The organism is Xanthomonas sp. 10-10 (genome assembly GCF_040182365.1).
Classification (GTDB): domain Bacteria; phylum Pseudomonadota; class Gammaproteobacteria; order Xanthomonadales; family Xanthomonadaceae; genus Xanthomonas; species Xanthomonas arboricola_F.
Map to the genome: position 1 here is coordinate 2,193,427 of NZ_CP144460.1, position 20,625 is coordinate 2,214,051.

Sequence of the window (20,625 nt, forward strand, 5' to 3'; positions counted from 1 at the left end):
TGACGGTGTTAGTAGTAATACTACTAACCATGGACCTGACCGATACCCAGCAAGCAATCCTGGCCTTGATCGCCGACCGCATCGACGCCGACGGCGTCCCGCCGTCGCAGACCGAGATCGCCCGCGCCTTCGGCTTCAAGGGCGTACGCGCCGCGCAGTATCACCTGGAGGCCTTAGAGCAGGCGGGTGCGATCCGCCGCGTCCCGGGACAGGCGCGTGGCATCCGGCTGGCCGGGCAGGGCGCGCAGTCGCGGACGCCGCCGATCACCGAGCCATTGCGCGACGACGTGCTGCGGCTGCCGGTGCTGGGTCGCGTGGCAGCGGGCCTGCCGATCGGCGCCGATATCGGCTCGGACGACTTCGTCGTGCTCGACCGGGTGTTCTTCTCGCCGTCGCCGGACTACTTGCTCAAAGTGCAGGGCGATTCGATGCGCGACGAAGGCATCTTCAATGGCGACCTGATCGGCGTGCATCGCACCCGCGATGCGCGCTCGGGGCAGATCGTGGTGGCACGGATCGACGAGGAGATCACCGTCAAGTTGCTCAAGATCGGCAAGGACCGGATCCGGTTACTGCCGCGCAACCCCGATTACGCCCCGATCGAAGTATTGCCGGATCAGGATTTCGCCATCGAAGGCCTGTATTGCGGGCTGCTGAGGCCAAATCGCTGAGGGTTGCACCGATGCGCGCGCCGGCGTTTTCCTCAGCTGGCGCTGCAGGATTCGCCGCTGCCGGCACAATGTTCGCAACATTAATCTAGATGTGTCGCAGCCAGTCTCAGCCTGTGCGATACACCGCCGCTACATTAGCCCTACACCGAAATCACTGACAAGGATCACCCAGATGGATGAGAACAAGAAGCGCGCCCTTTCCGCCGCACTGAGCCAGATCGAAAAGCAATTCGGCAAGGGCTCGGTGATGCGCATGGGCGACCGCGTGATCGAGGCCGTCGAAGTCATTCCGACCGGCTCGTTGATGCTGGACATCGCACTGGGGATCGGCGGCCTGCCGAAGGGGCGCGTGGTGGAAATCTACGGACCGGAATCCTCGGGCAAGACCACCTTGACCCTGCAGGCGATCGCCGAATGCCAGAAAAAGGGCGGGACCGCCGCGTTCATCGATGCCGAGCATGCGCTCGACCCGATCTATGCCGCCAAGCTGGGCGTCAATGTCGACGATCTGCTGCTGTCGCAGCCCGATACCGGCGAGCAGGCGCTGGAAATCGCCGACATGCTGGTGCGTTCCAGCTCGGTGGATATCGTGGTGATCGACTCGGTGGCTGCACTGACGCCGAAGGCCGAAATCGAAGGCGAAATGGGCGATCAGCTCCCGGGTCTGCAGGCGCGTTTGATGAGCCAGGCGCTGCGCAAGCTCACCGGTAACATCAAGCGGTCCAATACCCTGGTGGTCTTCATCAATCAGCTGCGTATGAAGATCGGCGTCATGATGCCGGGCCAGAGCCCGGAAGTGACCACCGGCGGCAATGCGCTGAAGTTCTACGCCTCGGTGCGTCTGGATATCCGTCGTATCGGCGCAATCAAGAAGGGCGACGAAATCATCGGTAACCAGACCAAGATCAAGGTGGTCAAGAACAAGTTGGCGCCGCCTTTCAAGCAGGTCGTGACCGAAATCCTCTACGGCGAGGGCATCAGCCGCGAGGGCGAATTGATCGACATGGGCGTGGAGGCCAAGCTGGTGGACAAGGCCGGCGCCTGGTACAGCTATGGCGACGAACGCATCGGTCAGGGTAAGGACAATGCACGTGGTTATCTGCGCGATAACCCGCAGGTGGCGGCCAAGCTCGAAGCCGAGCTGCGTGAGAAGTTCCAGCCTACCGAAGCCCCGCCCGAAGCAGGCGAAGACGCCGACAAGGAATAAACGCCGCCGGCTGTGAGCGATTGCGGTCGAGTCGGTCGACGCTGCGCACCATCCGTCAGGTGCTCGTAGAGCATGACGGACTCAAGCGCTTGGCGACAGCCCACTGCAGCGCGAGCGGTAACGCAGCAAGTTTTTCTATCGCGGGGACGGCGGAGTCAGTGCCGTCGCTTCTCGCGGTAGATCTATCGAAGGCCAGGAGGGCAGGCGCCATGGAGGGCGCATTGATTCAGTGATCGGGGACACGTCACGATGGACGAGCACGAGCCCGCACCCAAGCGGGGACGCCGGTTCAAGGAGCAGACGCCGGTCCAACGCGCACTGGGGCTATTGGTGCGGCGCGAGCACTCGCGCAAGGAATTGAACCGCAAGCTGCTGGCGCGCGGAATCGAGCCAGATGCCGCACAGGCGGCGGTTGAGCGGCTGGCGGAAGAGGGTTGGCAAGACGACACCCGGTTCGCTGCTGCGGTGGTGCGCAATCGTGCCGGCTCGGGCTATGGCCCCCTGCATATTCGCGCCGAACTCGGAACGCATGGCCTGGATAGCGAGGCCATCAGTGCTGCCATGGCGACATTTGAAGGCGATTGGACCGAGAACGCACGCGATCTGATCCGGCGCCGGTTTGGCGAGCAAGGCCCGGTAGATCTGCCGCAACGACGCAAGGCGGCCGATCTGCTGGCCCGGCGTGGTTTCGACGGCAACAGTATTCGTAGCGCCACCCGCTTCGAGCTTGAGGACTGAGGGCGTCAGGCCTGCTACCCTTTGTGGTTTCAGGTTGTTCCGCTCATCTGCGCCCACATGTCATTGGGTGACCGGGACTGCCGCCCGCCCAATGCCAGCTCATGAACGCACCTGCCAAATTCAGCACTTCCCAGATTCGTAGTGACTTCCTCGCGTTTTTCGAGGGGAAGGGCCACACCATCGTGCCGTCCGCGCCGCTGGTGCCGGGTAACGACCCGACCCTGCTGTTCACCAATTCCGGCATGGTCCAGTTCAAGGACGTGTTCCTGGGCGCGGAAAAGCGCAGCTATGTGCGGGCCGCTGATGTGCAGCGCTGCCTGCGTGCCGGCGGCAAGCACAACGATCTGGACTCGGTGGGCTACACCGCGCGCCACCACACCTTCTTCGAAATGCTGGGCAACTGGTCGTTCGGCGACTACTTCAAGAAGGACGCCATCGCCTGGGCCTGGGAACTGTTGACGCAAGTCTGGAAGCTACCGGCCGACCGTCTGCTGGTCACCGTCTACCACACCGACGAAGAAGCCTTCGCGCTGTGGCGGGACATGATCGGCGTTCCCGAAAGCCGCATCGTGCGTATCGGCGACAACAAGGGCGCGCCATACGCCTCGGATAATTTCTGGCAGATGGCCGACACCGGCCCCTGCGGCCCGTGTACCGAGATCTTCTTCGATCATGGCGATCACATCGCCGGTGGTCCGCCCGGTTCGCCGGACGAAGATGGCGACCGTTTCATCGAGATCTGGAACCTGGTCTTCATGCAGTTCGACCGACAGCCCGACGGCACCCTGGTGCCGTTGCCTGCGCCATGCGTGGATACCGGCATGGGGTTGGAGCGTCTTGCGGCGATCCTGCAGCACGTCCATACCAATTACGAAATCGACCTGTTCCAGGCCCTGATCGGCAAGGCCAGTGCCCTGACCGGTATCACCGATCTGGAAAACAAGTCGCTGCGGGTGATCGCCGACCACATTCGCGCGTGCTCGTTCCTGATTGTCGATGGCGTACTGCCTTCCAACGAAGGGCGCGGCTATGTATTGCGCCGGATCATCCGGCGTGCGCTGCGGCACGGCTGGATGCTGGGCGTGCGCCAGCCGTTCTTCAGCAAGATGGTGCCGACCCTGGTCGAGCTGATGGGCGAGGCCTATCCCGAACTGGTGGTCGCACGCGAGACCGTCGCGCGCGCGTTGCTGGCCGAAGAAGAGCGCTTTGCCGAGACGCTGGACGCCGGCATGAAGATCTTCGACGAGGTTGCCGCCCGCTCGCAGGCGGTGATTCCCGGCGCCGATGCCTTCCGCCTCTTCGATACCTATGGATTCCCGGTCGATCTGACCTCCGACATCGCACGCGAGCGCGGCTTGCGTGTGGACATGGAGGGTTTCGAGTTTGCCATGGAGCGTCAGCGCGAGACCGCGCGTGCGGCAGGCAAGTTCGGTGGCGGCGTCGCATTGCCGGCCGATCTGGTTGCGACCATGTCGCCGACGGTGTTTCTAGGCTATGAGGCGCATGACGCCGACGCACTCAAGGTTGTCGCGCTGCTCAAGCAGGGCCGTCCGGTCGAGCGTGCCGAGGCCGGCGACGAGGTCATCGTGTTCACCGATCGCACGCCGTTCTATGCCGAGTCCGGCGGCCAGGTCGGCGACAGCGGGCAATTGAGCAACACCGATGTGTCGATCGACGTCACCGACACCCAGAAGTTCGCCGGCCAGTTCCATGGTCACGTGGGACGCATCACCGAAGGTGCGCTTGCGCTGGGCGATGTGCTGGCCGGCGGCATCGATGTGCAGCGCCGCGGCAAGACCATCCTCAATCACTCGGCCACGCACTTGCTGCATGCCGCTTTGCGCGAAGTGCTGGGCACGCATGTGCAGCAGAAGGGCTCGTTGGTGGCACCCGACCGCTTGCGTTTCGATTTCTCGCATTTCCAGCCGATCACCGCGGAGGAGCTTGCGGTGATCGAGCGCAAGGTCAATGCCGAGGTGCGCACCAACCATAGTGTCGAAGTGCACAACATGGCGATGCAGGAAGCGCTGGATTTCGGCGCGATGGCCTTGTTCGGTGAGAAATATGGCGAGCACGTGCGCGTGCTGAAGATGGGCGATTATTCCACCGAGCTGTGTGGCGGTACCCACGTCAGCCGTACCGGCGACATCGGTCTGTTCAAGATCACCTCCGAGGGCGGCGTGTCTTCGGGCGTGCGCCGAATCGAGGCGGTGACCGGGCAGGGCGCGCTGGATTACGTTGCCGATGAGGAGCGCCGTTTGTCTGAGGCGGCAAGTCTGCTCGGTGGCAACACCGCCGAGGTGGTCGACAAGGTGCGTGCACTGACAGAGCGTCAGAAGCGGCTTGAGCGCGAACTGGAATCGCTGAAGGCCAAGCTGGCCTCCGGCGCGACGGCAGATCTCGGTAGCAGTGCTGTCGACGTGGCCGGGGTCAAGGTGATTGCGGTGCGTCTGGAAGGATTCGATGCAAAGGCGCTACGCGAGGCGATGGACCGCTTGAAGCAGCAGCTCGGCGATTCGGTGATCGTGCTGGCCGGTGCCTCGGCGGGCAAGGTCGCACTTGTCGCCGGCGTGAATGGCAGCCCAACTGGCAAGGTGAAGGCGGGGGAACTCCTTGGCCATATCGCCAGTCAGATCGGAGGCAAGGGCGGTGGCCGTCCGGATCTCGCCCAGGGTGGTGGCGAGGACGGGCCCGCCCTTGCGACCGTACTCGACGGTGTGACCTCCTGGGTCAAGCAACACTTGGGCTGAACACTTGTCCTGCTATGCCTTGCTGGCTGGCAGGATGTCCCGCTACCATTTCTGGTCTATTCCCTTTACCTAGGGCGCGTCTCACTCAGGAGGCCGTCGATGCTGGTGGGAAACCCACCGGTTCCAGGAGATTTGCAAAATGTTGATCCTCACTCGCCGGGTAGGCGAAACCTTGATGATCGGCGACTCGGTCACTGTTACCGTGCTCGGCGTCAAGGGCAATCAGGTGCGTATTGGCATCACCGCACCGAAAGATGTGGCTGTGCATCGCGAAGAGATTTATCAGCGCATCCAGCGTGGGGACGAGCCGGTTGCTTCTGGCGCGCATCACCACGGCGACGATTCTTCGAATTGATCGTCATAAAGGGTTTACGTTAGCCCCTGTTACCCGGTATTCTTCGCGGCCTGCCACGGACATCGCGGCAGGACGCAAAAACTGGAGCGATGCCCGAGCGGCTGAAGGGGCTCCCCTGCTAAGGGAGTATAGGGTCAAAAGCTCTATCGAGGGTTCGAATCCCTCTCGCTCCGCCAGTGTTCTAAACGCCCGCAAATCATTGATTTGCGGGTGTTTTTATTTGGCTAACTGACGCGGTCAGCACCAGTCGATCGTCGCTTGCCGGTGGTCCAGTGAGCACCCCCGCCTCGCAGTTGAGGGCCCTGCGAATATCACGCGTTGCTTGTGGTCGGGGACTTCTCGGCACTCATGTCTTCGGTGTGCCGATATGTCCTGATCGGTTTGTCTGCCGCGGTCTGCGCCGCCCGGGTCGTTGCATCGCGCATTGCCGGTGTCACGTGCGCGGACGCGTTGCATCGTGGGTATGGGCCCACGATGCCCGGATGTGCGAGCTTGCCGGTGGAGTGCACGCACGAGCGTGTGCGTCGACGATGCGCAGAGATGCGATCGCAACCTGGTTGCGGGAAGTCCCGGCATGCGGCGAAACGTCCAGTCCGCCCAGCACTGTGTATGGCAGCGCTCGCTTTGGTAAGAAGTGTTTGCCTGGAATGACTGATCGCCGCCGCGCGGCGCTGCTGGCGAGTGTCCCTTCCTGTGTGGTGACTGTTTGGTGACCTGAGCGATGGCAAGACGGGTCGCAGGACGATCGGTTTGTGGTGCAGGCACTGCTGCCACGCATTGCGAGCGACCATCGATCGCGACCGACATGCGGTTGCTGAGTCTGACCGGTCCCGTCTGCTGCCTATGTGGGCACCGAATGGCGTTTTCGAAGCAACCTAAGTTGATTGCGGCTACCACTCGGGTCGGTCCGTATGCTGTCCGTTGCTTGGTGCTTGGTGCTTGCTGCCTTCGTGCGTCTTTCTCTTCTCTGATGCTGGAAACAGGCAGTTGGAGAATGGGCTTGGCAGACTGCAAACTATCTTCGCTTGCAGCTGTGGCTTGCAGCTGTGGCTTGCAGCTGTTGGCCGACGCTGATTGCAGCGAACGAGCGAACAGCTATCTGCAGGGCCAGATTTCTGCGTTCAACCAGGCAGCCGCCTGCTGCACGCCTTGCAATCCAACGCGGAAGACCTTGTGTCATCGGTCCTGGATCTGAAGCTTCAAAGCTTTTGCGCGTGGTTTCTGGCCAGCGTGTCTATGCCACGCACCCTTGATGCAAGGCCCGGCAGCATCCATCGCACGCGATTGCAGGTGTGCTGACTAAGCGTGCGCCTTGGCGGTCGATTTACAGCATCCGCCCCCTGGCTGACGCATCTGGTAAGAAGGCCTGGTCTTCATTCGTCTACCCGGAAACAGCGTCTGGATTTCGGAGATGGGCCGCGCTTGACCAGGCCGATCAAGGCGGGCCGTGCGACGCCTGAATCGCTCGGCTCCGTGGCGTGCGAATGGGGGTCAAGTAAGCCGCATGCGTGTCGCTAACAACGTGAACCACAACTCGGATTTCGACGTGATGCGCCTACCGTTGCTTGGACGCCTGTTCTCTTCGTGGAGCCGTGGGCTGCAACACAAGGCCAATGCGGTGGACCGGGTGATGGCGGTGATCGAATTCGATCTGGATGGCCGCATCCTTGAGGCCAATGAGAACTTCCTGTCGCTGATGGGATACCGGCGTGACGAGGTCGTCGGCCAGCATCACCGCATGTTCGTGACCACGAGCGATCGCGACAGCGAGAGCTACCGCCAGTTCTGGGATGCGCTGCGGCGTGGCGACTTCAATGCCGGGCGTTTTTGCCGGCTGGACAAGCAAGGCCGCGAAGTCTGGATCAATGCTTCCTATAACCCGTTGCTGGATCGCACGGGCAAGGCCTACCGCGTGGTGAAATACGCCACCGACATCACCGAACAGGTACGCCAAACCGCCGATTTCGAAGGGCGGATCGATGCGATCGACAAGGTCATGGCCGTCATCGAGTTTTCGCTGGATGGCACGGTGCTCGATGCCAACCAGAATTTTCTGCAGGTGATGGGCTATCGGCTCGATGAGATCCGCGGCAAGCACCACGGCATGTTCGTGGATGTGCAGACGCGTCAATCGGCTACGTATCGCGCGTTCTGGCAATCGCTGGGGCGTGGTGCATTCGATGCGGGGCGCTACAAGCGCATCGGCAAGGATGGCAGGGAAGTGTGGATACAGGCGTCCTACAATCCAGTCCTCGACGAGCTCGGTCGCCCTTACAAGGTGGTCAAGTACGCCACCGATGTCACCCGTCAGGTCATCGATTCGGCCGACGCGGATGGCCGCATGCAGGCCATCGACAAGGTGATGGGCGTGATCGAGTTCGATCTGGACGGCCGTGTGCTGAATGCCAACGAGAATTTCCTGGCGATTGTTGGCTATTCGGCGCAACAGGCGGTTGGCCAGCATCACGGGATATTCGTGGATGCGGCCTACCGCGCCTCCGACGAGTACCGGCATTTCTGGGCAAAGCTGGCGCGTGGTCAGTTCGACGCGGGACGGTATCGCCGGCTGCGCAAGGATGGCACCTCGGTGTGGATCCAGGCCTCCTACAATCCCATCCTGGACGTCTCCGGGCGCCCGTACAAGGTGGTCAAGTACGCCACCGACGTGACCGATCAAGTGCGCTCTGCCGAGCGCATGCGTGACCTGATGCGGCAGACCATGAGCATCGCGCAGAACGTGCAGCGCGAGTCGCACCACATTTCTGCCAGCAATCAGGAGCTGGTCAGCCGGGTGGCCACGCAATCCGGCGCAGTTGCGCAGACCTCGAGCACGATCGATCAACTGGCGGCCACCGTGCGCGCCAATTCCGAAAACGCCGGCTCGGCACGCCGCATGGCCGAAGACTCGGCTGCGGTGGCACGGCGCGGTGCCGACGTCATCGCCGATGTGGTCAAGACCACCGCCGGCATCCGCTCGGCAACCGACCGCATCGGTCAGATCATCGAAGTGATCGACGGGATCGCGTTCCAGACCAATATCCTGGCGCTCAACGCGGCAGTGGAAGCGGCGCGCGCCGGTGAGCAGGGGCGTGGGTTCGCGGTGGTCGCCACCGAGGTGCGCAGCCTGGCGCAGCGCTGCGGCGTTTCGGCCAGGGAGATCCGCTCGCTGATCGACAATGCCACCGGGCAGGTCGGCGACGGCTCGCGCCTGGCCGAGCAGGCCGGTGTGGTGATGCAGGACGTGGTGACCTCGGTGCTGCGTGTCACCGCGACCGTGGAGCAGATCGCCGCTGCCAGCCACGAGCAGGCGCAGGATATTTCGACGGCGAACACGGCGCTGCAGTCCATCGGCGTGCAGGCGCGCGACCAGGCGCAGATGGTCGACGACCTGGCGCGGTCGGCACGTGTGCTGGAGGCCGATGCGGACGCCCTGTTTGCGCTGGTCAACGGCGATGCCGACGGATCTGCGCAGCCCGATGCGCCGTTCGACCCGCAGGTCAAATCGCAGGCCGCATAACCGACGCCCGCGCCGATTCCACTGCCGGGTGGGAGCGGCTGCGACGTGGTTGCTTTCGTCGCTGGCGTCGTACGCCGTGCCGTGTGGCTGCGCGTGTGCGGCACCTGCTCTCGCAGCAGGGCGGCAAGCGTACAGGGCATGCGTGCAGCGTCGCGACGATATCCTGCGCACATCACAAAGCCCGCCAAAGCGGGCCTTGTGCGTTGCGATCAGCGCCCTGCAGCGCGTGTGCATCGCATGCGCTGCAAGGCTTGCAACCGGCTTACTTCGGCAGATCGAACACCAGTACTTCCGCGTCGCTTGCGTCAGCCAGCACGATCTCCGGCTCGCCGATGACCTGCACTGCATCGCCGGCCGACAGCGCCTGCCCGTTGACGCTCAGGCTGCCGCGGGCCACCTGCACATAGCCGATGCGGCCTTCGGCCAGCGGCTGTTGCAGGCGCACGTCGCCATCGAGGATCGATGCATACAGCCGTGCATCCTGGTGCAGGCGCAGCGAGCCGTCGTCACCGGCCGGCGAGGCGATCAGGCGCAGCTGGTTGCGCTTGCTGTCGGCATCGAAATGCTTCTCTTCATAGCTTGGCTCGATACCGTTGCGCTCGGGCATCACCCAGATCTGCAGGAAGTGCACCGGCTCGCTGGACGAATGATTGAACTCGCTATGGGTCACGCCGCTGCCGGCGCTCATGCGCTGCACATCGCCGTAGTGCAGGACCGAACCGGTGCCCATGCTGTCCTTATGCTCCAGCGCGCCGCCCAGGACGTAAGAGATGATCTCCATGTCGCGGTGGGCGTGGGTGCCGAAACCTTCGCCCGGGGTCACCTTGTCTTCGTTGATCACCCGCAGCGGGCCGATGCCCATGTGGCGCGGGTCGTGGTAGCTGGCGAAGGAGAAGGTGTGGCGCGAGGACAGCCAGCCATGCTCGGCGCGGCCACGGGTTTCGCTCTTGCGGACATTCAACATGCTGCTTCTCCTTGAAAGGTTCGAATTGGCGCTAGGGACGAATCGGTGTCCCAGCGGCTTGATGCGTAGTCTCCACCCCTGCAATGCAGAGAAAAAGCGAGTAGATTTGGTCGCTACCATCGAAAAATTCGAACAATGAAGATCAGCCTGGAAGCCTTGCAGATCCTGGATGCGATCGACCGCCGCGGTTCGTTCGCCGCCGCGGCCAAGGTGTTGTTCAAGGTGCCGTCGACCATTTCGTACACGGTTTCCAAGCTGGAAGACGATCTGGGCGTGCAGCTGTTCGAGCGGGTGGGGCCGAAGGCAACGCCGACCCAGGCCGGGCGCGAGCTGCTGCGCGAAGGACGAAACCTGCTGCGTGCCGCGCAGGAGCTGGAGGTGCGGGTGCGGCGGGTGGCCTCCGGCTGGGAATCGGACTTTGCGATCGGGCTGGACGCGATGTTGCCGGCCGCGCTGTTGCAGGCGCAGATCCTGGACTTCTACGCCGTGGCCGACAGCACTCGGCTGCGTGTGCTCAGCGAGTCGTTGTCCGGCAGCTGGGAGGCGTTGCTGGACCGGCGCGTGGATTTGATCGTGGCGGCGGGCGAGGGGCCAAGCGGCGGCGGTTATGTCGCCGAACGGATCGGCACCGTGCGCTTCGTGTTCGTCGTGGCGGCGAGGCATCCGCTGGCGGACGCGAAATTGCTGGGTGCGACCGAGCTGGCCGACCATCGCGCGATTGCCGTGGCCGATTCTGCGCGGCGTCTGCTACCGCGCACGGTCGGTTTGTTGTCCGGCCGCGACGTGCTGACCGTGCCGGACATGCACACCAAGTTGCTGCTGCAGGTGGCCGGGGCAGGTTACGGGTTTCTGCCCGAGCCGTATGCGCAGGGCGCGCTGCTGGATGGTCGCTTGCGCGAGGTACCGGTGGAAACGCACAAGGCCGACGAGACTTTCTATCTGGCGTGGCGGCCGGGCGAAGAGGGCGAGGCGCTTGGCTGGTGGCGGCGCGCCTTGCGTGCCGATGGGCTGTTCGAACGATGGTTGCAGACGCTTGCCGAAACGTATCGTTTTGCTGCTGCCGGGCAGTCGCAAGCGTGATCAAGAGCGGATAATGGCCGCTTGCCGTCGCGCAGGATCCTCGCATGCAAGGCTTGATCGAACAGTACGGATTGGCGCTGGTGTTTGCCAACGTGCTGGCACTGTCGCTCGGGCTGCCGGTGCCGGCGTTGCCGACGCTGGTGCTGGTCGGCGCCGGTTACGCACTGCGCGGTGGCAGCGAAGCGTGGCTGGCGGGTCTTGCAGCGTGGGGTGTGTCGGTGCTGGCGAGTCTGCTTGGCGATCTGGCGTGGTATCTGGCGGGTCGCCGCTTCGGCAATCGCACCTTGCAGTCGCTGTGCCGGTTATCCCTGTCGCGCGATACCTGCATGAAGCAGACCGAGCGGTTCTTCTCGCGCTGGGGTGTGCGGGTCCTGGCAGTGGCCAAATTCGTGCCTGGCCTGTCGATGGTGTCGGTTCCGATGGCCGGTGCGATGCGGGTGCGGCCGGGCGCGTTCCTGCGTTACGACGCGTTCGGCGCTTCGCTGTGGGCGTTGGTCGGGCTGGGCCTCGGGGCGATGTTCGCCAATCAGGTGCAGGACGTGCTCGCGTTCTTGTCCGGGCTCGGTTCCGGCGCGGTGGTGGTCTTGGCCGCGCTGCTGGCTTGCTACGTCGGGTGGCGCTGGTGGCGGCGTCACACGCTGCTGCGGTCGCTGGAGCGCGCGCGCATTGCGGTGGACGAGCTGGTGCCGCTGCTGGATGGCGACGAGAGCCTGCGGCCGACGGTGCTGGATATCCGGGCACCCGGATACCGCGAGCTGCAGCCGTACACGATTCCTGGCGCGGTCTTCGCCGACGAACGCCAGCTTGCGCAGATTCTGGCCAGCGTGCCGCGCGATCGCGGTGTGGTGATTTATTGCGCGTGCCCGGATGAAGTGTCTGCGGCCTGGTTGGCGGGCCGGATGCGCGAGCATGGATATCGCGATGTGCGTCCGTTGCTTGGCGGGCTGGATGCTTGGCGCGATGCCGGACATCCGGTGACCTCGTTGGTGCCGGTGGTGGTGGTCGCTAAATCGGATGCTGTTGGCGCGACAACGTGAGCGTTCTGCGTCTGGTTCGGTAACAGGCGTCGCAGCGCATTCGCTCGGTGCGTCTGCACGATCGGTACGCTGCGCAAGCCGGGCTCGCAGGCGATGCAGGCAAGACGACAGGCAAAAAAAAGACCAGCAAGCTGGTCGTTTTCTTCAAGATTGGTGCGCCCGGAGAGATTCGAACTCCCGACCGCCTGGTTCGTAGCCAGGTACTCTATCCAACTGAGCTACGGGCGCATATCTTGTTTTGACTTGCAATCCGATGCACTGCAGCCGGACTTTTAACTGAAAAGACAGCGGTTCAATGCTGTCTTTTTTGTTCCTGAAGATGGTGCGCCCGGAGAGATTCGAACTCCCGACCGCCTGGTTCGTAGCCAGGTACTCTATCCAACTGAGCTACGGGCGCCTCGTCAGGAGCGGAATTATGCGGATGCCCGGCGTACTCGTCAATCCCTTTGTGAAATTCGATCGCCACTGACTGTATCGGCACGCCTGCGATGCAGCGCAGCCGCCACAGCGGCGGGTGCCTTCATCCATGCAAAGTGATCGCTGCGCACGCCCAGTTGCGCATCATCCAACTGTTGCAGCTCGGCATGCGCGTGCGGCATCTTGTGCAGCAGTGCATGCAGCGCCGCAGCCGGGCCGAAGTGATCGTGTGCAAAGGTCAGCGCCTTGATCGGTACCGTCAACGCGCCCAACGCGCGCTCCAGTTCCCAGTCGCTGCCTGCAGAGCGATAGCGATTGCTGCGGCCGACCCGCGCCCAGTCGGCGATCAGGCTGCGTGCCTCGGTGCCGCCGAAGCCGAGCGATCGCCCGTGCAGCACGCCCTGTACGCGTGCAAGCCAGGGCAGGGCGCGATACACCAGCGGCAGTCCGTAACGCATGGGACGCGGAAAATTACGCCAATACGGCGAGCCGCTGGCAACCAGCCACAGCTGCGTCAAAGGCGAGTCGGGTTGCGATGGCAATCGCCCGGCCTGCAACGCGGCATGGCAGCAGGCCAGCTGACCGCCCAGGCTGTGCCCGCCGACGATGCGCGGGTGCTGCGGATCAAGCCGGTCCATCAGTGCCTGGCTGGCCGGAATGTCGTCGGCCAGCAGGGTGCGATAGCCCCAATCGTGTCGACGCGATGGGCGCAGCGTGCTGCTGCCATTGCCGCGCCATTCGTGCAGATACACCGCAATTCCGGCAGCGGCCAAGGCATGGGCGAACGGTTGGTAATGCCGTGCCGCCACGCCCAGTGCGGGCAGCCACAGCAAGGTGGCGATCGGTTGCAGCGGTGCGATGCGCATCACTTCCCAGCGATGTCCGTCCGCTGCGCTGGCCGTCAGCGTCTGGCTGTGCACGCTCATACGCCAGGAGCGGCGCCGAAATGGTCGAGCACCAGTACCTCGCTCTGCCCCGGGCGCTGCCCCAGGCGGATGGCGCGCGCCACGTAGTCGATCGCGGCCTCGCAGGCATTGAGCAGGGACAGACCCTGGCACAGTTGCGCGGCGATCGCCGCCGACAGGCTGCAGCCGGTGCCATGCGCGTCGACGTCGACACGCGGATGCATGAACACGTCCTGGGTGACGCCGTCATCGAAGCGATCGATGACGCGCGCGCCCTCATGCAGGTGGCCGCCCTTGAGCAGCACGGCGTTCGCGCCAAGCTCCAGCAGCGCGGCGGCGGCATGTTCGGCGGCATCGGCAGTGTCGATGCGGCGGCCGGTCAGCAGCTCGGCTTCGGGCGTGTTGGGCGTGATCAAGGTTGCCAGCGGCAGCAGGCGCGAGCGCAGCGCATCCAGCGCAGCATCCTCGAGCAGGCGAGCGCCGCTGGTGGCGACCATGACCGGGTCCAGCACCACGAAAGCCGGGCGATGGGCTTCGAGCAGATCGGCCACGCAGTGGATGACCTCGGCATTGGCCAGCATGCCGAGTTTGACGGCCTGGATCTGGAAGTCGGCGAAGCAGGCGTCCACCTGTGCGCGCAAGAATGCGATGGGCGGGATGTGCACGGCGGTGACGGCGCGCGTGTGCTGCGCCGTCAATGCGGCAATCGCCGACAAGCCATGCACGCGATGCGCGGCGAAGGTCTTGAGATCGGCCTGGATGCCGGCACCGCCGCCGGAATCGGAGCCGGCGATGGTCAATGCGGACAGCGTGCTGGGCGTGGTCATACGTCGATTCTGCACTGCCGCCTGGAGGATGTGCGCATCATCCTGTACGCCAGCGACGCCATTGCAGATAGGCGACATAGCCGGTACCGGTCAATCCGGTAAGGATGGCCGGCAGGTAGAGCGCGTCGTACTGCCAGCGCTGGAACAGCACAGTGCCCAGGATGCTGCCGCCAAGAAAGCCGCCGATGATCAGCCCGCTCAGCGTGAGCCGGCGCACCTGCAGCGGGCGTCCGCGCAGCAGGTGCCCCAGGCCGATGCCCAGATCGGTGAACATGCCGCTCACATGCGTGGTGCGGACCGCCGCGCCACTGAGGGTGGTCGCCATCGCATTCTGCAGGCCGCAGGCGCCAGCGGCGAACAGAGCGCCGCCGACATGATGCAGCTTGAACAGCGGAATCGCGGCCAGCAACAGCAGTGCCTCGATCAGCAGCGCCGCGCCGTAGCGCTGTCCAAGCCGCAAGGCATCGTCCTGGATGATCAGGCCGCTGAGCATGGCGCCTGCGCAGAAGGCGATCAGGACGCCCCAGAGGAAGCCGATCTCCGGCGCGCTGCCTTGCACCAGGGCCACGCCAAGCAGGCTGGTGGTGCCGGTGAGGTGGCTGACCACCTGATGCTCGGAACCCAGGTAGCCGACCACATTGACCATGCCCGCCACGCTCGACAATGCCACCGCGCCAATCCAGACCCAGCGCGGCAGCAGCAGGCCCATCGCGGGTCAGGGGCCGCCGTTGACGGCGATCTGCGAAAACGCGCCGGTTTGGGGGTCGTACAGAGCCCCCCAGAAAGCGCTGCCGCCGTCGCAGACCTTGATCGCTTCCCGTGCCGGTTTCACCGGCGGGTCGTTGGGCAGCTTGAACGCATTGATGTAGATCAGTTGCTGGCCCTGGATCACCACGCCCACGTATTGGCGGTCGAACTCACGCGGCTCGGCAATGGTCGGCGTCAACGCATCCTGCCGGGATTCCAGCTGCTCGATCTGTTGATGGCTCGGTTCCCAGTAGCCGCTGATCTGGCCCGGATGACGCGCCGGGCTATCGCGCGAGCAGGTGTCCAGCACCTGCTCGGCGACGCTCTGGCGGGTGATGATCCACGACTGCCCGCTCTTGAGGTTGGTCGGCACCGTCGATGGCGCCTGGGTGGTCGCGCAGCCGGCCAGCGCGAGCACCGCAAGCGCGGTGGCGCTGCGAAGCGTTCGCATCACAACACCTCCGAGGCGAAGTCGGCCAGACGCGAGCGTTCGCCACGGCGCAGCGTGATGTGCGCGCTGTGCGGCCAGGCCTTGAAGCGATCCACCGCGTAGGTCAGGCCGGACGTGGTCTCGGTCAGGTAGGGCGTATCGATCTGCTCGACGTTGCCCAGGCACACGATCTTGGTGCCGGGGCCGGCACGGGTGATCAAGGTCTTCATCTGCTTCGGGGTGAGGTTCTGCGCTTCGTCCAGGATCAGATAGCGCGACAGGAAGGTGCGCCCGCGCATGAAGTTCATCGAGCGGATCTTGATGCGGCTGGCGAGCAGGTCGTTGGTGGCCGCACGGCCCCAGGAGCCGCCGTCCTGGTTGTGGGTGAGCACTTCCAGGTTGTCGGTGAGCGCGCCCATCCACGGGGTCATCTTTTCTTCTTCGGTGCCGGGCAGAAAACCGATGTCCTCGCCCACGCTGACCGTGGCGCGGGTCATGATGATTTCGCGGTAGCGCTGCTGGTCCATCGTCTGCGCCAGGCCGGCGGCCAGCGCGAGCAGCGTCTTGCCGGTGCCGGCGGTGCCGAGCAGGGTGACGAAATCGATTTCCGGGTCCATCAGGGCGTTGAGCGCAAAGTTCTGCTCGCGGTTGCGCGCGGCGATGCCCCAGACCGCGTGCTGGGTGTGGCGGAAATCATCCACCAGACACAGCGTGGCCTTGCCGCCGCCGACCTTGGCCACGCGCAGCTCCACGTCGTCTTCGCCGGGCAGATACAGGTACTGGTTCGGGTACCAGTCTTCGTCGTCGGCCAGCACGATCTCGTAATGGGTGCGACCGCGCTCGTTCCAGCTGCGCAGGTCTTCGTTGTGCTTCTGCCAGAAGTCTTCCGGCAGCTCGATGGCGCCGGTGAACAGCAGGCTGAAATCGTCCAGCGCGCGGTCGTTCTGGTAATCCTCGGCCACCAGCCCGCTGATGTAGGCCTTGATGCGCAGGTTGATGTCCTTGGACACCAGGATGACCGGCACATCCGGGTTTTCTTCGCGCAGCGCCAGCACCGAGGCCAGGATCTTGTTGTCCGGCAGCATCGCGCCGAAGGTGCGGCCCGGGTCGATCGGATGGATCTGGAAATACAGCCGGCCGATCGCCGCCTGGCCCTTGAGCTGGATGCCCTGCGGATGGCTGAGCAGGATACCGGCCTGGATCTGCTCGGCGTTGGTGTTTTCCAGCAATTCGTCCAGGAAGCGGCTGACCTGGCGCGCGTTGCGGCTGACTTCGGAGGTGCCCTTCTTGGCGTTGTCGAGTTCTTCGATCACCTGCATCGGCAGGAACACATCGTGTTCCTCGAACTTGAACAGCGAGGTGGGATCGTGCATCAGCACGTTGGTGTCCAGCACGTAGATGCGCTTGCCTCGGGTCATTGGGTCTTCCAAGTGATGGAGCAGGGGCGAGCCATCACGCCTGCATGTGCAGGGTGATGGAGGACACGGGAACTCAGGGGCGTCACTGTTTGGCGTGCGCCTTGACTGCGGCCAGCACGGCCTCGGCATGGCCGGCGACCTTGACCTTGCGCCAGGCCTGCACGACGCGCCCTTCGGGCGAAAGCAGGAAGGTGCTGCGCTCGATGCCGAGCACCTGCTTGCCGTACATGTTCTTTTCCTTGATCACGTCGAAGGCGCGGCACAGCGCCTCGTCGCCATCGCTGACCAGGGGGAAGGCAAATCCTTGCTTGGCGCAGAAATTGTCGTGCGATTTCACCGAGTCGCGCGAGACGCCCAGCACGACCGCGCCGGCCTGCGAGAACTGCGGCAGCAGCGCGTTGAAATCCAGGCCTTCGGTGGTGCAGCCGGGCGTGCTGTCCTTCGGGTAGAAGTACAGCGCCACCCACTTGCCGGCATAGCCGCGCAGGGTGGCCTGGGTGCCGCCGGACAGCGCCAGTGGCAGGTCGAGGGTGGTAGCGGGCAGTTCCAGTACAGCGTCGGTCATCGTTGCTCAGCCTGAAGGGGAGAGGCGGTCGGCGGCCGATCAGGCCGGCCCGACGTCCATCCCATCATAAGCAGCCACATGGAAACGTTTGGCGAGTGCGTCGAACTGCGCATTGCGCTGATTCAGCGATTCGATGGTGTGGTGTTCGCGCCTGTCCACGTGCAGGAAATACGACTCCTCGTCGTCGCCGTCATCTTCGTCGCGTTCGCCGAGAAAGATGTCGATGACGCGGTAGCCGTCCTGGGTGAGTTGCTCGGCGAGTTTCTGCAGCGGTTCCTGCGCCGGGTCGGCGAAGAAATACTCCCAGCGCAAGGGGCCGTCGAGATTCCAGTCGGTCTCGGAGCGGATATGGTCGAACATCTGTTTCAGCGCGGATTGGGCGATGGCCATCGGTGCGTCTGCCTTAGAACTTCATCGGGTCCATGATCGCGTCGAGATTGAGGTGATCACAGAATTCCAGGAAATCATCGCGCAACGCGGCGATGTGCATGTTGGCCGGCACCCCGATGGTCACCTGCGCAGAGAACATCTCCGCGCCGGTCTGCATGGCGCGGTAGCGGGTGCTCTGCAGATTTTCGATGGTGATGCCCTGGCGGTCGAAGAAATCGGCCAGCTGGAACAGGATGCCCGGCTTGTCGGCAGCGATCACTTCGACGATGTAGGGCAGCAGGTTGGACTGGGTCTGCTTGGGGCCGGTGCGGTACCAGACCAGCTTGAGGCCTTCCTCGCGTTCCAGCCGGGTCAGCATGGCTTCGAGCTTGGCGACCGAATCCCAGGAGCCTGTGGCCAGCGCGGTGACCGAGACATCGCGCCCCACCGTGGCCAGGCGGGCGTCCACGAGATTGCAGCCGCTATCGGCGATGCGGCGGGTGACAGGCAATAGGGGGGACTCCGGATGCGTCGTGTAGGCGTTGATCAGGAGGTGATTTTCGGTCGGCGAAGGCCGGGGTGTAGAGTCGGTCAAAGGGGCTTCCGGCATTGCATCAGGCTGAATGGCCGCCCGGGCAGGCGCCCTGGCGGTGACCAGCATACTTGCCCGTGGTTTCGCGCCGCAAGTAACATGCAGGCGGTCGCAACCCGCGTGCGCGCGGGCCTCCCCTGTCACGTAAGAGCAGCAGAATCTTGTCCCTTTCCGGCATCATCACCGCGCTGGCGACCCCCTTCGGGCCGGACGGCGCACTCGACCTGGATGCCTGGCGGCGGCTGCTGGAGCAGCAGCTGCACGGTGGCGTGCAGGGAATCGTGGTCGCCGGCTCCACCGGCGAAGCCGCCGCGCTGAGCGACGACGAATACGACACGCTGCTGCGCGCAGCCGTTGCCCAGGTTGCCGGCCGGGTGCCGGTGCTGGCCGGTACCGGCCTGTCCGGCACCGCAAAAACCATTGCGCAGACGCGCCGCGCCGCCGCGCTGGGCGCGCAGTACGCGCTGGTGGTGACGCCGCCGTACGTGCGCCCGACCCAGGCAGGGTTGAAGGCGCATTTTCTGGCCGTGGCCGACAACGGCGGGTTGCCGGTGGTGTTGTACAACGTGCCCGGCCGCACCGGCTGCGACCTGTTGCCGGAGACGGTGGCCGACCTGGTCGATCACCCGAATATCGTCGGCATCAAGGAAGCGCGTAGCGAACCCGAGCGCGTTGCCGCGCTGGTCGCGTTGCGCAGCGACTCCTTCGTGGTGCTCAGCGGCGATGACGGCAGCGCCGCGCAATCGATGCTGTCCGGCGCTGAGGGCCTGATCTCGGTGGCGTCCAACGCATTGCCGTCGGCGTATCGACGCCTGTGCGATCTGGCCCGCAAGGGCCAGCGCGATGCGGCCACCGCCTGGGATGCGCGCCTGAGCGAATATCACAGCTTCTGCGGGATCGAATCCAATCCCATCCCGGTCAAGGCGCTGCTGCAGCGCGCCGGGATCGGCCACGGCCTGCGCTTGCCGCTGCTGCCACTTTCTGCGGCGCACCAGCCTGCCGCCGACCGCCTTGCCGCCGACGCCATTGCGTTGGAAGCACTTTCCAGCCGCGAAATGCTCGCGGCCTGACCCAGGAGATTTATCGATGCGTCATTCCGTTTCCCCCGTCCGCGTGCTGTCGCTCGCGTTGCTGGCGACCGCCACCGTCGCCGCCACGAGTGGTTGCAGCTGGTTTCACAAGGGCGCGCGCGGCGACTATGCGTTGGCCCCGGAAGCCCGCCCGCTGGAAGTGCCGCCGGATCTGAACCTGCCCGACACCTCCGGTGCGATGAAGGTGCCGACGCTGGCATCGACCACCCAGCAGAACAACACGCCGCCGTCTGCCAGCGCCAACAGCGGTTTCACCGTGCCGGGCGAGCGCGACGAGGTGTTTGCCAAGGTCGGTGCGGCGCTGGCCGAGATTCCCGGCCTGACCATCGCCAGCAAGGCGCAGATGCTCGGTTCCTACGACGTGAGCTACGAGGGTTCCAGCTTCCTGGTGCGCGTGGTCAAGGTCGAGGCGGGCAGCTACGTGTCGGCAGTGGATCCGCGCGGCATGCCGGCCACGGCCGCTGCACCGGTGGCGGTGATCAGCGCGCTGAAGGGCAAGCTCGGCGGCTGAGTGGGTTCAAAACGCTGTCGGACAGCAAAACGGGCGCTCAAGGCGCCCGTTTTGCATTGTGCGGTGTGGCTGCGGGCGGCGTTGGTATCGCGCGCGGGATAGCGCCTTAGCGCTGCAGCAGCGGCAGCTTGTTCGGTTTGCCGTCCCAGTCCGCAGCATCGGGAAGCGGTTCCTGGCGCACGGTCAGCACCGGCCAGGCCTTGGCCAGCTCGGCGTTGAGCGCGACGAAGCCTTCCTGGCCGGCGGGGACGTCATCTTCCGGATAGATCGCGTTGGCCGGGCATTCGGGCTCGCACAGCGTGCAGTCGATGCACTCGTCCGGATCGATGACCAGAAAGTTCGGGCCGACGTGGAAGCAATCCACCGGGCAGACTTCGACGCAGTCGGTGTATTTGCACTTGATGCAGTTTTCGGTGACAACAAAAGGCATGGCG

General features: G+C 64.4%; 20 protein-coding genes and 3 tRNA genes. 11 read left to right on the forward strand and 12 right to left on the reverse strand.

What is annotated here, in order from left to right; translation table 11 throughout:
- Positions 1 to 29 precede the first annotated feature (29 nt).
- The 7 genes from lexA to VZ068_RS09400 all read left to right on the forward strand — a co-directional run bounded on the left by lexA (position 30) and on the right by VZ068_RS09400 (position 9,238).
- Positions 30 to 671 (forward strand): transcriptional repressor LexA, encoded by a 642-nt coding sequence (gene lexA / locus VZ068_RS09370; RefSeq protein ID WP_259153885.1) that lies wholly within the window; start codon positions 30 to 32, stop codon positions 669 to 671.
- A gap of 172 nt (positions 672 to 843) precedes the next feature.
- A complete protein-coding gene (gene recA / locus VZ068_RS09375) occupies positions 844 to 1,878 on the forward strand; it encodes a recombinase RecA (RefSeq protein WP_259153886.1) in 1,035 nt (344 codons plus the stop codon).
- A gap of 249 nt (positions 1,879 to 2,127) precedes the next feature.
- Entirely contained in the window at positions 2,128 to 2,616 is a 489-nt protein-coding gene (gene recX / locus VZ068_RS09380; RefSeq protein WP_349657481.1) for a recombination regulator RecX, read from the forward strand.
- A gap of 101 nt (positions 2,617 to 2,717) precedes the next feature.
- Positions 2,718 to 5,366: an alanine--tRNA ligase gene (gene alaS, locus VZ068_RS09385; protein WP_349657482.1), complete on the forward strand. Its 2,649-nt coding sequence runs from the start codon at positions 2,718 to 2,720 to the stop codon at positions 5,364 to 5,366.
- A 139-nt stretch (positions 5,367 to 5,505) separates the two neighbouring features.
- Entirely contained in the window at positions 5,506 to 5,721 is a 216-nt protein-coding gene (csrA, locus tag VZ068_RS09390; protein WP_104611342.1) for a carbon storage regulator CsrA, read from the forward strand.
- An 83-nt stretch (positions 5,722 to 5,804) separates the two neighbouring features.
- A tRNA-Ser gene (locus VZ068_RS09395) sits at positions 5,805 to 5,897 on the forward strand.
- A gap of 1,397 nt (positions 5,898 to 7,294) precedes the next feature.
- A complete protein-coding gene (locus VZ068_RS09400; RefSeq protein ID WP_349657674.1) occupies positions 7,295 to 9,238 on the forward strand; it encodes a PAS domain S-box protein in 1,944 nt (647 codons plus the stop codon).
- 262 nt (positions 9,239 to 9,500) lie between these two features.
- On the opposite strand, the gene VZ068_RS09405 is transcribed toward VZ068_RS09400, so the two are convergent.
- Positions 9,501 to 10,202: a pirin family protein gene (locus VZ068_RS09405; protein ID WP_259164701.1), complete on the reverse strand. Its 702-nt coding sequence runs from the start codon at positions 10,200 to 10,202 to the stop codon at positions 9,501 to 9,503.
- A gap of 135 nt (positions 10,203 to 10,337) precedes the next feature.
- Here VZ068_RS09405 and VZ068_RS09410 point away from each other — a divergent pair, with 135 nt between their 5' ends.
- Together VZ068_RS09410 and VZ068_RS09415 are read left to right on the forward strand one after the other, a co-directional pair.
- Positions 10,338 to 11,282, forward strand: coding sequence for a LysR substrate-binding domain-containing protein (locus VZ068_RS09410; protein WP_349657483.1), 945 nt, complete (start codon positions 10,338 to 10,340; stop codon positions 11,280 to 11,282).
- Positions 11,283 to 11,326: 44 nt separating this feature from the next.
- On the forward strand, positions 11,327 to 12,319 hold the full coding sequence (locus tag VZ068_RS09415; protein ID WP_349657484.1) for a DedA family protein/thiosulfate sulfurtransferase GlpE: 993 nt from the start codon (positions 11,327 to 11,329) through the stop codon (positions 12,317 to 12,319).
- A 151-nt stretch (positions 12,320 to 12,470) separates the two neighbouring features.
- Here the strand turns inward: VZ068_RS09415 and VZ068_RS09420 are convergent.
- The 10 genes from VZ068_RS09420 to VZ068_RS09465 all read right to left on the reverse strand — a co-directional run bounded on the left by VZ068_RS09420 (position 12,471) and on the right by VZ068_RS09465 (position 18,658).
- A tRNA-Arg gene (locus tag VZ068_RS09420) sits at positions 12,471 to 12,547 on the reverse strand.
- A 92-nt stretch (positions 12,548 to 12,639) separates the two neighbouring features.
- Positions 12,640 to 12,716 (reverse strand) — tRNA-Arg (locus VZ068_RS09425).
- Positions 12,717 to 12,756: 40 nt separating this feature from the next.
- Complete coding sequence (locus VZ068_RS09430) at positions 12,757 to 13,662, reverse strand: alpha/beta fold hydrolase (RefSeq protein WP_349657485.1); 906 nt, start codon at positions 13,660 to 13,662, stop codon at positions 12,757 to 12,759.
- Positions 13,659 to 14,468: a bifunctional hydroxymethylpyrimidine kinase/phosphomethylpyrimidine kinase gene (gene thiD / locus VZ068_RS09435; protein ID WP_349657486.1), complete on the reverse strand. Its 810-nt coding sequence runs from the start codon at positions 14,466 to 14,468 to the stop codon at positions 13,659 to 13,661. The genes VZ068_RS09430 and thiD overlap by 4 nt, the downstream gene beginning before the upstream one ends.
- Positions 14,469 to 14,505: 37 nt before the next feature.
- On the reverse strand, positions 14,506 to 15,177 hold the full coding sequence (locus VZ068_RS09440) for a YoaK family protein (RefSeq protein ID WP_349657487.1): 672 nt from the start codon (positions 15,175 to 15,177) through the stop codon (positions 14,506 to 14,508).
- 6 nt (positions 15,178 to 15,183) lie between these two features.
- Positions 15,184 to 15,666 carry a hypothetical protein gene (locus VZ068_RS09445; protein WP_349657488.1) on the reverse strand — a complete coding sequence of 161 codons (483 nt, stop codon included), beginning with the start codon at positions 15,664 to 15,666 and terminating at the stop codon, positions 15,184 to 15,186.
- The gene (locus VZ068_RS09450) at positions 15,666 to 17,063 is read right to left on the reverse strand and encodes a PhoH family protein (protein ID WP_055844239.1); all 1,398 of its coding nucleotides are present in this window, start codon (positions 17,061 to 17,063) and stop codon (positions 15,666 to 15,668) included. Before VZ068_RS09450 ends, VZ068_RS09445 begins: the two co-directional genes overlap by 1 nt.
- 82 nt (positions 17,064 to 17,145) lie before the next feature.
- Positions 17,146 to 17,628 (reverse strand): peroxiredoxin, encoded by a 483-nt coding sequence (locus VZ068_RS09455; RefSeq protein WP_349657489.1) that lies wholly within the window; start codon positions 17,626 to 17,628, stop codon positions 17,146 to 17,148.
- Positions 17,629 to 17,667: 39 nt separating this feature from the next.
- Positions 17,668 to 18,018: a ribonuclease E inhibitor RraB gene (locus VZ068_RS09460; protein WP_259153906.1), complete on the reverse strand. Its 351-nt coding sequence runs from the start codon at positions 18,016 to 18,018 to the stop codon at positions 17,668 to 17,670.
- A gap of 13 nt (positions 18,019 to 18,031) precedes the next feature.
- The gene (locus VZ068_RS09465) at positions 18,032 to 18,658 is read right to left on the reverse strand and encodes a glycine cleavage system protein R (protein ID WP_002813792.1); all 627 of its coding nucleotides are present in this window, start codon (positions 18,656 to 18,658) and stop codon (positions 18,032 to 18,034) included.
- Between the two features lie 92 nt (positions 18,659 to 18,750).
- On the opposite strand from VZ068_RS09465, the gene dapA reads away from it, so the two are divergent.
- Together dapA and VZ068_RS09475 are read left to right on the forward strand one after the other, a co-directional pair.
- Positions 18,751 to 19,659, forward strand: a complete 909-nt coding sequence (gene dapA / locus VZ068_RS09470) for a 4-hydroxy-tetrahydrodipicolinate synthase (RefSeq protein WP_259164658.1) — start codon at positions 18,751 to 18,753, stop codon at positions 19,657 to 19,659.
- A gap of 16 nt (positions 19,660 to 19,675) precedes the next feature.
- Positions 19,676 to 20,191 (forward strand): hypothetical protein, encoded by a 516-nt coding sequence (locus VZ068_RS09475; protein ID WP_104611331.1) that lies wholly within the window; start codon positions 19,676 to 19,678, stop codon positions 20,189 to 20,191.
- A gap of 106 nt (positions 20,192 to 20,297) precedes the next feature.
- Here the strand turns inward: VZ068_RS09475 and fdxA are convergent, their stop codons facing one another.
- A complete protein-coding gene (gene fdxA / locus VZ068_RS09480; protein ID WP_005994928.1) occupies positions 20,298 to 20,621 on the reverse strand; it encodes a ferredoxin FdxA in 324 nt (107 codons plus the stop codon).
- Between the last annotated feature and the right edge of the window lie 4 nt (positions 20,622 to 20,625).